General features: G+C 67.5%; 13 protein-coding genes and 1 pseudogene. 8 read left to right on the plus strand and 6 right to left on the minus strand.

What is annotated here, in order from left to right:
- The coding region (locus GTY56_RS09855; RefSeq protein WP_161364519.1) for a beta-ketoacyl [acyl carrier protein] synthase domain-containing protein at nt 1-1385 on the minus strand (1385 nt) is incomplete at its 3' end.
- 268 nt (nt 1386-1653) lie between these two features.
- On the opposite strand from GTY56_RS09855, the gene GTY56_RS09860 reads away from it, so the two are divergent.
- Nucleotides 1654-2496, plus strand: a complete 843-nt coding sequence (locus tag GTY56_RS09860; RefSeq protein WP_161364521.1) for a putative RNA methyltransferase — start codon at nt 1654-1656, stop codon at nt 2494-2496.
- Between the two features lie 32 nt (nt 2497-2528).
- On the opposite strand, the gene GTY56_RS09865 is transcribed toward GTY56_RS09860, so the two are convergent.
- From GTY56_RS09865 to GTY56_RS09885, 5 genes are read right to left on the minus strand one after another with little or no spacing between them, the layout of a single operon-like run.
- Nucleotides 2529-3785 carry a glycosyltransferase gene (locus GTY56_RS09865; protein ID WP_237524541.1) on the minus strand — a complete coding sequence of 419 codons (1257 nt, stop codon included), beginning with the start codon at nt 3783-3785 and terminating at the stop codon, nt 2529-2531.
- A 52-nt stretch (nt 3786-3837) separates the two neighbouring features.
- On the minus strand, nt 3838-5049 hold the full coding sequence (locus GTY56_RS09870; RefSeq protein WP_161364525.1) for a class I SAM-dependent methyltransferase: 1212 nt from the start codon (nt 5047-5049) through the stop codon (nt 3838-3840).
- Between the two features lie 29 nt (nt 5050-5078).
- Nucleotides 5079-6059 carry an SDR family NAD(P)-dependent oxidoreductase gene (locus tag GTY56_RS09875; RefSeq protein ID WP_161364527.1) on the minus strand — a complete coding sequence of 327 codons (981 nt, stop codon included), beginning with the start codon at nt 6057-6059 and terminating at the stop codon, nt 5079-5081.
- Nucleotides 6056-6271, minus strand: coding sequence for a ferredoxin (locus GTY56_RS09880; protein WP_346345453.1), 216 nt, complete (start codon nt 6269-6271; stop codon nt 6056-6058). Before GTY56_RS09880 ends, GTY56_RS09875 begins: the two co-directional genes overlap by 4 nt.
- Nucleotides 6272-6294: 23 nt before the next feature.
- On the minus strand, nt 6295-7326 hold the full coding sequence (locus tag GTY56_RS09885; protein WP_346345454.1) for a cytochrome P450: 1032 nt from the start codon (nt 7324-7326) through the stop codon (nt 6295-6297).
- A 484-nt stretch (nt 7327-7810) separates the two neighbouring features.
- Here GTY56_RS09885 and GTY56_RS09890 point away from each other — a divergent pair, with 484 nt between their 5' ends.
- The 7 genes and pseudogenes from GTY56_RS09890 (at nt 7811) to GTY56_RS09920 (ending at nt 14736) form a co-directional block, all read left to right on the plus strand.
- A complete protein-coding gene (locus tag GTY56_RS09890) occupies nt 7811-8578 on the plus strand; it encodes a TylF/MycF family methyltransferase (RefSeq protein ID WP_161364533.1) in 768 nt (255 codons plus the stop codon).
- 53 nt (nt 8579-8631) lie between these two features.
- Nucleotides 8632-9219: pseudogene (locus GTY56_RS09895) on the plus strand (dTDP-4-dehydrorhamnose 3,5-epimerase family protein); the annotation flags it as partial.
- A 263-nt stretch (nt 9220-9482) separates the two neighbouring features.
- A complete protein-coding gene (rfbA, locus tag GTY56_RS09900) occupies nt 9483-10370 on the plus strand; it encodes a glucose-1-phosphate thymidylyltransferase RfbA (RefSeq protein ID WP_161364579.1) in 888 nt (295 codons plus the stop codon).
- 40 nt (nt 10371-10410) lie between these two features.
- The gene (gene rfbB, locus GTY56_RS09905) at nt 10411-11382 is read left to right on the plus strand and encodes a dTDP-glucose 4,6-dehydratase (protein WP_161364582.1); all 972 of its coding nucleotides are present in this window, start codon (nt 10411-10413) and stop codon (nt 11380-11382) included.
- Nucleotides 11379-12245 (plus strand): thioesterase II family protein, encoded by an 867-nt coding sequence (locus GTY56_RS09910; RefSeq protein WP_346345455.1) that lies wholly within the window; start codon nt 11379-11381, stop codon nt 12243-12245. The genes rfbB and GTY56_RS09910 overlap by 4 nt, the downstream gene beginning before the upstream one ends.
- Nucleotides 12242-13465, plus strand: coding sequence for a cytochrome P450 (locus tag GTY56_RS09915; protein ID WP_161364537.1), 1224 nt, complete (start codon nt 12242-12244; stop codon nt 13463-13465). The genes GTY56_RS09910 and GTY56_RS09915 overlap by 4 nt, the downstream gene beginning before the upstream one ends.
- Nucleotides 13466-13542: 77 nt before the next feature.
- Nucleotides 13543-14736: a cytochrome P450 gene (locus tag GTY56_RS09920; RefSeq protein WP_161364539.1), complete on the plus strand. Its 1194-nt coding sequence runs from the start codon at nt 13543-13545 to the stop codon at nt 14734-14736.
- The last annotated feature ends 107 nt before the right edge of the window (nt 14737-14843 follow it).

Consider the following 14843-nt stretch of genomic DNA (forward strand, 5'->3'; position numbering starts at 1 on the left):
GACCCCGCCACACCCCCCAACCGGCCCGCCAGCTCACCCACCACACCCACAGAACGACCCGACACCACCACCGGCGTCACAGCCAACGCCACACCAGCCCCGACCTCCCCCTCCTCCAAGGCCGGCGCCTCCTCCAACACCACATGCGCGTTCGTCCCGCCCATGCCGAAGGACGAGACGCCGGCCAGTCGCAGCCGGCCGGTTCCCTGCTCGTCGGGCTGCGGCCAGGGCTCCAGTCGCGTGGGTACGCGCAGGTTGAGCCGGTCCATAGGAATGGCAGGGTTGGGCGTCGCGTGGTTCAGGCTCGGAGGTACGGCGCCCTCACGGACGCACAGGGCGGCCTTCACGAATCCCACGATGCCCGCAGCCGCTTCCAGGTGGCCGACGTTCGTCTTGGCCGACCCCACGGACAGCGGTGTGCTCCGGCCCCGGGCCGTGCCGAGCACCGTGCCGAGAGCCGCCGCCTCGATGGGGTCGCCGGCAGGCGTTCCCGTGCCGTGCAGTTCGACGTAGGACACCTGGTCCGGGGCGACCCCGGACCGTTCGTACGCCGTGCGCAGCACGGCTTCCTGGGCCTCGCGGTGGGGTGTGGTGAGGGTGGAGCCGCCGCCGTCGTTGTTGACTGCGCTGCCTCGGATGACACAGTGGACGCGGTCCCCGTCGGCCAGTGCCCGGTCCAGAGGCTTGAGGACGACGCAGGCTCCGCCCTCACCCCGTACGTAGCCGTTGGCGCGAGCGTCGAAGGTGTAGCAGCGGCCGTCCGGCGAGAGCGCCCCCATGAGCTCCATGCCTGCCGTGCTGTTCTCGGCGAGGATCAGGCTGACGCCGCCGACGATCGCGAGGTCGGACTCGCCGCGGCGCAGGCTCTCGCAGGCCAGGTGGACCGCGACCAGCGAGGAGGACTGGGCGCTGTCCACCGCGAGGCTGGGACCGCGCAGGCCCAGGAGGTAGGAGAGGCGGTTGGCGGCCATACCCCGGCTCAGGCCCGTCGCGGTGTGGCCGCTGACGGGGGTCTCGGACCGGTGCAGGAGCGCCGCGTAGTCGTCGGCCACGATGCCGACGAAGACGCCTGTGTCCGTGCCGGCGAGGCTGGCCGGGACGATCCCGGCGTTCTCCAGGGCGGTCCAGCCGAGTTCCAGCATGAGACGCTGCTGCGGGTCCGCGGCGGCGGCCTGGCGAGGGGACATGCCGAAGAAGGCGGCGTCGAAGTCGGCGGCACCCTCCAGGGAGCCTCGCCAGGTGCCGTCGGCGCGACGCTCGATCGCGCTGCCTCCCGAGGTCAGCAGTTCCCAGAACTCTTCGATGCCAGGTGCCCCCGGAAGGCGGCAGGACATGCCGACGACGGCTATGTCGCTCGAACGCTGCGCACCACTCTTCGGGGCCATCAAAACTCCTGGTCGATCGATATGGGCTGTCACGCCGACAGAGCAGGGCGACTGTCAGCACTTGCTGAAATGGGCGAGGCCACATGCACGGCATTCCGTGAACAACCGCCGGGGAATTGGCGGGATTTCGTGTCGTGCATGAATGGGGGTTCATCCGCTGCGGGTGCGCGTCACGGGGATTCTTCGGCACCGCACCGGGCGGCCGGCGGTCCGGATGACTGCGTTAGGGTTGGCCGGTCCGCCGACTCGCCCGAAGGAACGGTGCTTCATGCTCAACAGGATCGTGCGATACCTCGCCTGCCCGCACTGCGGTGCTTCGCTGGCGCTGGGCGACCGTGCACTTTCCTGCCCCGCCGGACACTCCTTCGACATCGCGAAGCAGGGTTACGTGAATCTGCTTCCGAGGGCGACGAAGCTGCGAGCCGACACAAAGGAAATGGTGGAGGCCCGCGACGCATTCCTGTCGGCGGGGCACTACGACCCCGTGATGGATGCGCTGGTCGATCTGGCGCGGCGGACGGCTGATCCGGCCGTGCCCGGTTGCATCGTCGACATCGGTGGCGGAACGGGCCACTACCACGCCAAGGTCATGGACGCGTTCCCTGATGTCGAGGGCCTGCTGCTGGACATCTCCAAATACGCCGTGCGACGTGCCGCCAAGGCTCACCCGCGGATCGCGGCCGCCGTCACCGACGCCTGGCAGACGCTTCCGCTGCAGGACGACGCCGCCGCCGTGGTGATCAACACGTTCGCTCCCCGCAACGGTCCGGAACTGCATCGCATCCTCCATCCCTGTGGCGTCCTCCTGGTTGTCACTCCCGCGCCCGATCACCTGCAGGAACTCATCGGCACCTTCGGCCTGATGCAGGTGGACGAAGGCAAGGAGTCGCGTCTCGCGGAGCAGCTCGCCCCGCACTTCTCGGCCGTCGCCACGGAGCAGTTGGTCCGGACCATGGCACTGGACTACCAGGCTCTGGCCCAGCTGATCGGCATGGGGCCCAATGCCTGGCACCGTGACTCGCGGCAGGACTACGAGACGATGCAGCGGCTGCCGGTGCCGTCCCAGGTCACGCTCTCCGTGCGGCTCTCCGCCTATCGGCTGTCGGCGTAGCGGCGCGGGCCCCGGGCCCGCCGGTGGCCGTCTCAGGCCGCGGCCCGTGAGGTCTCCGCCCACTTCTCGAGGATGTCGCAGGCGGTGTCCACTCCCCGTTCCTTGGAGACCACTTCGCCCAGCCGCCTGGCCCGGGCCGCCATCGCGGGATCGGTGACCGCCTGACGGACGCTCTGTGCGAGTGCCTCTCGGCTGAACCGGGCGAACGGCACCGGCCGGGCGGCGACGCCTGCTCTGGACAGCCGCGCCGCCCAGAAGGGGTGATCGGCGAAGACCGGCACGATGACCTGTGGCACTCCGGCCCGCACGACTTCGGCGGTCGTGCCGGCGCCGCCGTGATGGATCACCGCGGCCATCCTGGGGAACAGGGCGGCGTAGTCCACCTGGTGCAGGCGGAGCACGTCGTCGGGCAGGTCACCGTCCGGCCCGTCGACCATGACGAGTCGGCGTCCGACGCCGCGGACGGCATCGAGGGCGGCCTGGAGGGTTTCCTCCTGCCGATGGAGTGACCAGGTGCTGCCGAAGGTGAGCGCCACCGGGGGTTCCCCGTCCTCCAGGAACGCCTCCAGCTCGGCGGGCGGCTCCCAGTGCTGGTCCCAGAACCAGTAGCCGGTGATATGGCTCTGACGCGGCCAGTCCCGCGGCTTGGGCAGCACACTGGGGCTGAAGGGGAACAGGTACGGGCGGTCGTGGCCCAGTCGGAGGAAGGGGGACTTGTCGCCGAAGGGCCGAAGACCGAGTCTCTGACGGTAGCCGTCGATCTCGGGACGCCGCCACTCCCACTCGTCGCGGGCCGCTCTGCGGTGGGTGTAACGGTTGTACAGAGGCGTCAGCGGACCGAGCCTGCGCTGCCCGGACTCGACGGCCGGGAAGGCCGAGGTCATGCCGTTGGGCCACCAGGAAACCGAGGCCCACGGGGCGGGCGGGTGCCCGTACGCGGCGGCCAGGGTGAGGGGCGCGTTCACGATGAGGTCGGCGCCTTCGGCAGCTTCGTGAATCGCGTCGACGACCTGCTGCGTGTAGCTCTCGGGTGCCTCGGGCATTCCCGCGAGCATGTTCTTGAACGAGGGACTGCGCCGCAGCGCTTCGATGACCTCGGGCATGGTGAAGAACCCGTCGGGGTCCCCGGGCGAGAGCTTGTACGTCAGACCCGCGCGCTCGACCAGCGGCCGAAGCGTGGCGGGAGCGGCCAGGGTGACGTCGTGGCCACGGGCCTTCAGGCCGATCCCCAGGGCGACGAACGGTTGTACGTCGCCTCGGGATCCCACGCTCAGTAGGGTCACACGCATGCCGGCCCCCCGTTGCCCTGTCGGGTGTGTCCTGGTGCCTGGTGCCGACTGCTCATTCGTGCCCCCCGGAGGAGACGGCGACCAGCGTCTCGAAGTCGCGCGGGATCCACGGGGGGATGCCGCCCTCGGCGTTGGTGCCCTTCTCGATGAAGGCGAGATTGTGGTACAGGTGCATGCCGACCACGTGCTGGTCGACGTACCCGGGACGGTGGCCGCCGGCCTCCGGCAGTTCCTCGTGCTGGATGGAGTCCACGAGGGACTTGAGCAGGCCCAGGCTCGTGCCGTTGTACTGCTTCGGGTCCTCGTTGCCGCCGAAGCCGGACCAGTAGGCGGTCCACAGGTCCTCGATCACGTAGAGGCCACCGGCCCGCACGTGTGGGAACAGCGCCTGGAACGACGTATGGATGTGGTCGTTGATGTGGCTTCCGTCATCGATGACGATGTCGAACGGGCCGTACTCCTCGGCGACCGATCGCAGGTAGTCGGGGTCGCTCTGGTCGCCGCGCAGGGTCGTGATGCGCGGCGCGTCGAAGTGTGACTTGTCGACGATGTCCAGCCCGTAGATCTCACCGCGATGGAAGAAGTGCTTCCACATGCGCAGTGAGCCGCCGCCCCACTCGGGGTGCTTGTAACCGCCGATGCCGATCTCCAGTACGCGCACCTGCTGGTCACGGTAACTGCTGAAGTGGCGATCGTAGTGGGGGGTGAACCAGTGCAGCGAACCCCACTTCGGGGTCAGGTAGCGCGAGGAGAGTTCGCTGAGGTCCGGCTTGTGGGAGTGGCAGCCTGCCAGCACGGTCTGGGAACCCTGCTGCGCGGCCAGGAAGTGCGTGCCGATGTGCTCGGCTCCCGCGCCCCCGTCGCCTTCCGACTGCTCGGCCGCTACGTACGGGAAGAGAGTGGTCCGGCGCACGCCGGTGACGTTCTCCCGCACGGGTCCGAACAGCTCCCGTGCCAGTTCCTCCAGGTCGTACTCGATACGCATGGCGACGAACGCCTCGTCCTTGGCGGCGAGGCGCACCGGGCCGCCCTTGAGGACGTACAGGTAGGAGGGGAACAGCTGGTCGGCCGACCGGACGGTCAGCTCGACGAGGACGGGGACATCGTTCACGGGAGCGGGGCAGCGCGTGGTGATCTCTTCCAGGAGCGCACGGACGATGTCGGCCGGAGCGTGCCGGGCGGCCAGGTCCTTGAGGTCGGCGTCATGTCCGCCGGCAGCTCGGATTATTTCGCGGATCAACGAGTTCGGGACGTGCTTGGCCACGAGTTACCTTCCAGGAGTACGAGGAGGGTTCAGCGCTTGAGACGGCGGAACCAGCGAGCGGTCTCTTCCAGCCCGGCCCGCAGGGACCGAGGCTCGAAGTCGATCACTTCCGACATTCTGGACAGGTCCAGAAGTCTGCTCGGAGCGCCTACCGGACGGCTGGGGTCGAGGCGGATGCGCTCGGGCAGTCCCAGGACGGTCATCACCGTCCGGGCCAGTTCCAGGATGGAGATCTGCTCCCCGCCGGCCACGTTCATCTCTGGGTACTTGCCGGTCTCCACCAGGCGCAGCGAGGCTCGCACCAGGTCGGCGACGTGTACGAAGGACCGGGTCTGACTACCGTCTCCCCAGATTTCGATCTCTTCACCCGCGTCGGCCTTGGCCAGCATGCTCGGGATCACCCGCCCGCGGGACCGGTCGAAGCCGTCCCCCGGCCCGTAGACATTGCCCGGCCGCACCAGGAAGACATTGGTGCCGAACTGCTCGCGGTGGAGCCTGGCCAGAATCTCAGCGTAGGTCTTGGACAGAACGTAACCGTTGTCCGTGTACCGCATGGACCTGCGGAAGTCGTCCTCCTCACGCGCCACGGCGGTGGGTGCCGCACAGTACAGCTCGGAGGAGCTCATGACGACAACCTCGCCCACGCCGAAGTCCCGTGCGCAGTTGAGCAGGTTGGAGATGGTCCGTTGGTTGCTGTCCAGGATCTCGGCGGAGCGCTCGAGCTTGAACTGGGCGTTGCCGTCCATTGCCGCGCAGTGGACGACGGTTTCGATGGACGGCGCCAGGTACTTGAAGGCTCCGCGCACGTCCGACTCGTCCCGCAGCTCCGTCCTCACGAAGCGGACCCGGCCCTGAGCCGACAACTCGGCTTGTAACTCGGGCCGTTCGGTGCGGTAGAGGGCCACCACCTCAGCTCCGCGCGCGTCCAGCTGCCGGACGAAGTGTGAGCCGATGAACCCCAGCGCACCCGTGACGAGCACCGTGCGGCCGGCCCAGCGGTCAGCCGTCACTCGGTGTCCCGCGGCGGGTGACCGGAACCCTCTTCGACGACCACGGCCTGCACGGGGCAGAGCTGAACCGTCTGGAGCACCCGCGGCCACAGCGCCGGCTCGGGTTCGCTGACCAGGACCTGACTCAGCCCTTCCTCGTCCTGGCGGAAAACCTCCGGCACCAACTGCTCGCACTGGCCGGCTCCCAGGCACCGGCTCTGCTGTACTGTCACCTGCACCCTGTGTCCCCCTTCCGTCACCACTCGACCGGCAACTCGTGCAGCCCGAAGATCGTCGAGTCGTGCTTGACCCGCAGTGCGTCGACTCCACCGGCCAGCCTGAGCGTGGGAATGCGCTCCACCACCGCTCCCAGCGTGACCTCCAGCTCCAGCCGGGCCAGGTTCTGCCCCAGGCACTGGTGTGGGCCGTAGCCGAAAGCGACGTGCTGGCGCACCGGGCGGTGCAGGTCGAAGTCGTCCGCAGAGGCGAAGGCGTCCTCGTCACGGTTGGCGGAAGCCAGCGAGACGATGAGACCGTCCCCGGCACGCAGCGTGATGCCACCCAGCTCGATGTCCGCAGTGACCGCCCGTCGAAGGCCGTCCGCGATGGAGTGGACGCGCAGAAGCTCGTCGACCGCCTGGGGCAGTAGCGTCCTGTCCTCACGCAACTCCGCCAGCACGCCGGGGTGCTGCAACAGCGTCAGGATACTGAGGGCCACCATGTTGGCGCTGGTCTCATGACCGGCGGCGAGCAACAGCACGGCATTGTCCACGATCTCGGCATGCCGCATCTCACCGGTGTGCAGCCGATCCGCGATGAGCCGGCACAGTAGGTCGTCACCCGGAGCCTCGATCTTGGCGGTGACCAACCGGTCCAGGTAGTCACGCAGTTCCAAGAGGGCGGCCAGTGACTCCTCGTTGCCGCCCACCCGTGTGGCTTGTTCGCTGCGCTCCTGGAAGAACTCATGGTCCTCGTACGGCACCCCGAGGAGCTGGCAGATCACCAAGGTGGACATGGGCAGGGCAAGTTCGGCCACCAGGTCCACCGGTCCGCGCTGTTCCAGGATCCCGTCCAGCAGCCCGTGCACCGTGCGCTCGATGCCCGGCCGCATCTCCCGGACCCGGCGCACGCTGAACTCGGATATGAGCATGCGGCGGAGAACATTGTGGTCCGGCGGATCGATCGTCAGCAGCGACCGGAAACCTTCGCCGTCGCCGTCGGAGGCGGAGAGCTTGGGCAGTTTGGCCGGATCGACGGTGACCCGGGGGTCGGCGAGAAGGGCTCGCACATGCTCGTGTTGGGTGATGAGCCAGGTCCTGGAGCCGTCCCACACCTGAACCCGACATATGGGCTCGTTCTTCCGCTTCTCGGCGTACTCATCGGGGAGGCTCAAGGGGCAGGTACGCGCTAAGGGCCATGCGACACCCGGCTCCGGAGGGCTGTTGTGAACAACTTTCGAAGATTCCAAGGATTTCCTCGCCCTAAACACAATCGGAGGAGCTGCATCTTCCTCGAATATGCAATCACACGGTCGGCTGCCCAGCAAGGCTAGACTTCGAGCGGCCACGATGGTTAACGCACCATATCGCCCCTAATTTTCAGACAGTTGCGACACCTGCCGTGGCTGAATCTCCACCCTTGTCCGAGCGTGATCGCTGTTGTTAGATGGTCACTCCATCCAGCTCATCCCCCTTGGATCCAGGGGATTCAGGCATAACGGCCCTGCCCGGAATGAGCCGCCCGCTGGGCACTGCTACCCGTAGGCGAGGAAAATGACAGTCACACCTGTCGGCGCAAACCTGTACCTCGACCTTCTGAAGAAGGTCGTGACGAACATGATTTACGAGGACCAGACCAACGTCGCGGGATTCATCACGAACAGCTCCTATTCCCCGGAGCTGCGCGCAACGGGTGAGGACTATCCGCGCGTCGCGCACACGATGATCGGCCTCAAGCGGCTCGACAATCTGCAGAAGTGCCTCGAAAGCGTGCTGCGCGACGGCGTACCGGGAGACTTCGCGGAGACCGGGGTCTGGCGGGGCGGGGCTTGCATCTTCGCCCGTGGCGTCTTCGAGGCGTACGGTGTGCGCGACCGGAAGGTGTGGGTCGCGGACTCCTTCCAGGGCTTCCCCAAGACCGCCGAGGACGACCATCAACTGGATGTCGACATCGATCTCGGCCAGTACAACGAGATCCTCAGCATCCCGGTCGATGTGGAGACGGTGAAGAGAAACTTCGAACGTTACGGGCTCCTGGACGACCAGGTCCGTTTTCTCCCCGGCTGGTTCAAGGACACGATGCCTACCGCACCCATCGAGAAGCTCGCAGTGCTGAGGCTCGACGGGGACTCGTACGCAGCCACCAAGGATGTGCTCACGAACCTGTACCACAGGGTGTCGGCCGGCGGATACATCATCGTCGACGACTACTGCATTCCGGCGTGCCGACAGGCCGTGCATGACTTCCGGGACAGGCACGGCATCACAGATGAGATCCACCAGATCGACCGCCAGGGTTCCTACTGGAGACGCTCCAGCTGATCCCCCTCGACCGAAGCTGCTCACCTCTGCCAGTGCGAAGGGCGTACAACGCGATGCACCCACTCAGCATCGAGGGGGCCTGGTCGCAGGAACCCGTCATCCACTCCGACCAACGCGGGAGATTTCACGAGTGGTTCCAGGGCGAGAAGTTCCGTCAGGCGTTCGGCCATGACTTCCCGGTGGCCCAGATCAACGTCGCGGTGTCCCAGCGCGGCGCGCTGCGCGGCATCCACTACGCCGAGGTCCCGCCCGGTCAGGCCAAATACAGCGTGTGTGTGCGCGGAGCCGGCCTCGACGTCGTCGTGGACGTCCGTACCGGTTCACCGACCTTCGGGCGCTGGGAGATCGTGCCCATGGACGCTGAACGCAACACCGCCGTCTACCTGACCGCGGGGCTGGGCCGCGCCTTCCTCTCCCTCACCGACGACTCCACTCTCGTCTACCTGTGCTCCTCCGGGTACGCCCCCGAGCGTGAGCACTCCATCGATCCACTCGACCCGGACCTCGGCATCGCGTGGCCCGCGGACATCGAGCCGCTGCTCTCCGACAGGGACAGGAACGCCCCGACCATCGCGACAGCCGAACGACTCGGACTCCTGCCTACGTACCAGGCTTGGCAGGAGCAGCAACGGGCGGCGGCAAAGGGCGTCCGGGTGCGCCCCGCCGTGCCGGGCCGTGGCTACGTCCACGAGGAAATCGCCGGCCGGGCCGGTCCCTCCGGGGGCTGTGGGGCATGCGTCCGCGCCGCCCGGTTCCGCCCACGACATGCACACGGCGGGCTGACCCGGCCCATCCACGCACCCGGGCAATCACGTCTGCCGGCCTTCAGAGAGCGTCTCCCCCTATCGGCAATGAATGCCTCGGAGGACCACCCGTGTTCGAGACCCCGCTGAAACGCCCCAAGGTGAAGGGGATAGTCCTCGCCGGGGGCAGTGCCACTCGATTGCAGCCGCTGACCGGTGCGCTTTCCAAGCAACAGTTGCCCGTCTACGACAAACCCATGATCTACTATCCGCTGTCGGTGTTGATGCTGGCCGGCATCCAGAACATTCTCATCATCTCCTCGCACCATCACGTGGAAACGTTCCAGGTCATGCTCGGCGACGGCTCACGCATCGGCATACACCTCGATTACGCGGTTCAGGACAAGCCACGCGGTATCGCCGACGCGTTCCTGGTCGGCGACAAACACATCGGAAACGATCAGGTGGCGCTCATTCTGGGCGACAATGTCTTTCACGGTCCAGGATTCTCCACCGTGCTGAAGAACTGCCTCCAACGCCTCGACGGATGCGAGCTGTTCGGCTATCCGTCCAAGTCCCCCGAACGCTACGGAGTCGCCGAAATCGACGCGCAGGGGCACGTGTTGTCGCTGGAGGAGAAACCGAAGCGTCCCCGCTCCAACCTCGCGGTCACCGGGCTGTACTTCTACGACAACGACGTGGTCGAGCTGGCGAAGGAACTCAAGCCGTCCGCCCGCAACGAGTTGGAGATCACCGACATCAACCTCTCCTATCTGGCGCAGAACCGGGCGCGACTGACCCAACTCGGTCGCGGATTCGCGTGGCTGGACATGGGGACCCACGACTCCCTGCTCGAGGCGGGTCAGTACGTCCAGCTGCTGGAGCAGCGCCAGGGCGTACGCATCGCCTGCCTGGAGGAGATCGCACTGCGTATGGGGTTCATCGATGCGGACACCTGCTACCGGCTGGGCGAGGAGCTGAGCGCCTCCAGCTACGGGAGCTATGTCATGGAGGTCGCTTCGGGATTCAAGGCGACGCCGACCAGTTGATCACCCCTCCCGCACAGCACGGCAGAAAGGCGGATCAATGATGCGCGTCCTGGTGACCGGGGCGGCGGGCTTCATCGGCTCGAACTTCGTCAGACACGTCCTGTCGGGCTCCTATCCGGAGCTGGCCGATGCCCATGTCCTAGCGCTGGACAAGCTCACGTACGCCGGAAACACCGAAAATCTCGCCGAGGTCGCCGGCCATCCCCATTACACCTTCCTGCACGGTGACATCTGCGACCGGGACACGGTCGGCCAGGCTCTGCGCGGCATCGACCTCGTGGTGCACTTCGCCGCCGAATCACACGTGGACCGCTCGATCACGGACTCCGCCGCCTTCATCACCACCAACGTCCTGGGCACTCACATCTTGCTTCAGTCGGCGCTGGACGCGGGGGTCAGCCGCTTCGTCCACGTCTCCACCGACGAGGTGTACGGTTCGATCACCGAAGGATCCTCCGCAGAGGATCACCCGCTGGACCCGAACTCCCCCTACGCGGCGTCCAAGGCCTCCTCGGACCTCCTGGCCCTCGCCTTTCACCGCACGCACGGCCTCGACGTCCGAGTGACGCGCTGCTCCAACAACTACGGTCCTCACCAGCATCCCGAAAAGGTCATCCCGCTCTTCGTGACCAACCTGCTGGAGGGTCTGCGCCTTCCCCTGTACGGCGATGGCCTCCACCGGCGCGACTGGCTGCACGTGGACGACCACTGCCGGGGCATCGCCATGGTCGCCGACCGGGGAAGGGCCGGAGAGGTGTACAACATCGGCGGCGGAACGGAGCTGTCCAACGTCGACCTCACCCGCCACCTCCTCGGCATCTTCCGCGCCGACTGGTCCGTGGTCGACAGGGTGCCGGATCGGGCGGCGCACGACCGCCGTTATTGCGTGGACACCCGGAAGATCACCGAGGAGCTGGGCTGGGCTCCCCGCGTCGCCTTCGAGACCGGCCTCGCGGAGACCGTCGACTGGTACCGGGCCAACGGGACATGGTGGAAGGCGCTGAAATCGTGACGTCCGCAAGCGAACCCCCCAGGGGGGAGACTCCCGCCGCTACCGTGCCCGGCTCCACCGACGCGGACGACCTCTGGCTGCGCCGCTTCCGGCCCGTCGCCGACCCCGCGCTCCGGCTCGTCTGCCTTCCCCACGCCGGCGGCAGCGCCAGCGCCTTTCTCCCTCTCACCCGACTGCTTCCGGAATCGGTCGAGGTGCTCGCCGTCCAGTACCCCGGGCGGCAGGACCGGCGCCTGGAACCGTTCGTGGACACCGTCGACGCCTTGGTGGCGCACATCGTCGCGGCTCTCCCACCCTGGCTGGACCGGCCAGTGGCGCTCTTCGGCCACAGCCTGGGCTCGTTGGTGGCCTTCGAGACCGCCCGCCACCTCGAGCAACAGGCGCCGGAAGCCGAGGTGGCGCACTTGTTCGTCTCCGGCCGCGTCGCCCCGACCGTCCCCCTTCGGACCACCATGCATCTCGTGAGCGACGACAAGCTGGTCGCCAGGCTCGCCGAACTGCAAGGTACCGACCCCCGTGTGCTGGCCGACCAAGAGGTCCTGCGCCTGGCCCTGCCCGCCATCCGCAACGACTACCGGGCCGCCGACAACTACACCTGGCGCCCGGGGGCGCCGCTCGCCTGCCCGATCACCGTGTTGACGGGAAGCGAGGACCCCCACGTCCCCGCCGACGGAGCCCGGGCCTGGCACCAACTGACCACAGGGGCAACGGCCTTCCATTCCTTCCCGGGGGGGCACTTCTACCTCACCGAGCACGCCGAAGCGGTATGCCGGACGATCCAGACGGCGACCGGGCTCGCCGCACAGGGTTCACAGCTCCCAGCCCCTCCCGCCGTCCCCGTACGACCGAGAGAGTTCTCATGACGTTCAGCTGCCCGGTGTCCCAGGCCCGCCCCTACCCGTTCTCCACCTTCGACGGCATCGCGCTGGATCCGCTCTACAGCCATCTGCGGGAGCACGAACCCGTGTCGCGGGTCCGTATGCCGTACGGGGGCGAGGCCTGGTTCCTGACCCGGCACGCCGATGTGAAGGCGGTCCTGGGCGACCAGCGGTTCAGTATGGAGGCAGGGGCCGGACGTGACGTGCCCCGGCCCACCGAATACCCGCTGCCCGCGGGCGGCCTCATCTCCATGGACCCGCCCGAGCACAGCAGGCTTCGGCGGCTGACCGGGCAGGCGTTCACCGCCCGCCGAGTGGAGGAGCTACGCCCGCAGGTCTCGCGGTTCACCCACGAGCTGCTCGACGAAATGGTCGCCCGCGACGAGCCGTCCGGGGAAATCATGGAAGATCTGGCCCTGCCCGTGTCGATCTCCGTGATCTGCAAACTGCTGGGCGTCTCGTACGACGACCGCCATCGTTTCCGGGCCTTCTCCGAGGCGCTGGTCTCGTCCTCGCTGAGTCCCGCGGAGGTACAGCAGGCGACCGAGGATTTCACCGCTTACATGGCCGTGCTGGTGGCCGATCGCCGCGCCCGGCCCACCGACGATTTCCTCAGCACCTTGGTCCAGGCCCGCGACGAGGGTGACCGCCTCTCCGAAGCCGAGCTTCTCATGATCGGCTCCGGCCTGCTGATCAGCGGCTACGAGACCACGGCCACCCAGATCGGCAACTTCGTCCACATCCTGCTCAGCGACCGCCGCCTCTACGACAGCCTGGTCGCCGACCCGGGCCTGGTTCCCGCCGCCGTCGAGGAACTGCTGCGCTTCACCCCGCTGAGCACCATGGACGGATTCGCTCGCATCGCCCTTGAGGACGTCGAGATCGGCGGCACACTCATCCGCGCGGGCGAGGCAGTCATCACCTCGATCGCCTCCGCGAACTTCGACGCCACGGCATTTCCCGGTGCCGAGTACCTCGACTTCACCCGCCCCCAGAACCCGCACCTCGGCTTCGGTCACGGCGTCCACTACTGCATGGGCGCCCCCCTGGCACGGCTCGAACTACAGGCCGTGCTGAGCACACTGGTCGAACGTCTGCCGGGGCTACGACTGTCCGTCCCCGCCGGCGAACTCCGCTGGCGGACGGGCTCCTTGCTGCGCACCCCGGAGGCGGTCCCCGTCACGTGGGACGACCCGGCTGAGTGATCGCCACAAGCTCCGCCCCGGGCAAGCGGCCGGCGGCGGACGAGAAAGAACCCGACCGACTCGATGTGGGGTCCGAATTGAGCAGGACGCAGTCCGCACCCGTCTCCTATCCCTTCAGCCGTTCGGAGGGACTGGAACTGGACGAGGCGTACGAGCAGGCCCAGAAGAGCGAAGGACTCTTATGGGTCCGCATGCCGTACGGCGAGCCGGGCTGGCTCGTCTCCCGTTACGACGACGCACGTTTCGTCCTCGGCGACCGGCGGTTCAGCCACGCCGCGGAGGCGGAGAACGACGCGCCGCGCATGCGGGAACTGCGGACCCCCAACGGCATCCTCGGCATGGACGCACCTGATCACACCAGGCTGCGGGGGCTGGTGACCAAAGCGTTCACTCCGCGTCGCGTGGAGGCCATGCGGCCGCGTGTCAGGGAGATGACCGCGTCGCTGCTCCGGGACATGACGGCGATCGGTTCGCCTGTCGACCTTGTGGAGCACTATGCCGTCCCGATCCCGGTGGCGGTCATCTGCGGCCTGTTGGGCGTGCCCGAGGAAGACCGTGCGCTCTTCCGCGGCTGGTGCGACATAGCGATGTCCACCAGCTCGCTCACCGCCGAGGACCATGTGCGGCTGGCCGGCGAGTTGATGGGCTATCTGGCGGACCTGGTCGCAGACCGTCGCGCCGCCCCGCAGGACGACCTTGTATCGGCACTCGTGGAGGCCCGCGACACCGAGGGCCGGCTCTCGCAGGAGGAGTTGGTCAACTTGATCGTCTTCCTGCTGTTCGCCGGACACGAGACCACGGCCAGCCAGATCAGCAACTTCGTCCTTGTCCTGCTCGAACAGCCGGACCAGTTGGCCCTCCTCCGCGACCGACCGGATCTGCTGGACAACGCGGTGGAGGAGCTGACGCGATTCATTCCGCTGGGCAGTCAAGCGGGGTTCCCGCGCTACGCCACCGAGGACGTCGAGGTGGGTGGGACTCTGGTGCGGGCGGGCGAGCCGGTTCTGATCCAGATGAACGCGGCCAACCGGGACGCCCTGCGCTTTCCCTCACCCGGCGTACTCGACATCACCCGCGACGACGCCCGCCAGCATCTCGGTTACGGACATGGTCCGCATCACTGCCTCGGTGCGTCCCTCGCGCGACTGGAACTCCAGGAGGCGCTGCGGACCCTGCTCGACGGACTCCCCGGGCTGCACCTCGCCCAGGACGCCGAGTGGAAGACGGAGATGGTGGTGCGAGGGCCGCGCTCGATGCTCGTGGCCTGGTGAGCGTCGTGACATGGCGCGAGGTGAGCGGCCCCGGCCCCGGACGCGGGGCTGCCCGGGGCTGGTGGCGAGGCCGTACGTACAGCGACCGGGTCGTGCCCAAGGAGAAG

This window comes from Streptomyces sp. SID5643 (assembly GCF_009872555.1).
Taxonomy (GTDB): Bacteria; Actinomycetota; Actinomycetes; order Streptomycetales; family Streptomycetaceae; genus Streptomyces; species Streptomyces iakyrus.

Coding starts and splice junctions, on each gene's coding strand:
- GTY56_RS09860 (WP_161364521.1), top strand. CDS start 1,654: ATGCTCAACAGGATCGTGCGATACCTCGCCTGCCCGCACTGCGGTGCT.
- GTY56_RS09865 (WP_237524541.1), bottom strand. CDS start 3,785: ATGCGTGTGACCCTACTGAGCGTGGGATCCCGAGGCGACGTACAACCG.
- GTY56_RS09890 (WP_161364533.1), top strand. CDS start 7,811: ATGACAGTCACACCTGTCGGCGCAAACCTGTACCTCGACCTTCTGAAG.
- rfbB (WP_161364582.1), top strand. CDS start 10,411: ATGCGCGTCCTGGTGACCGGGGCGGCGGGCTTCATCGGCTCGAACTTC.
- GTY56_RS09915 (WP_161364537.1), top strand. CDS start 12,242: ATGACGTTCAGCTGCCCGGTGTCCCAGGCCCGCCCCTACCCGTTCTCC.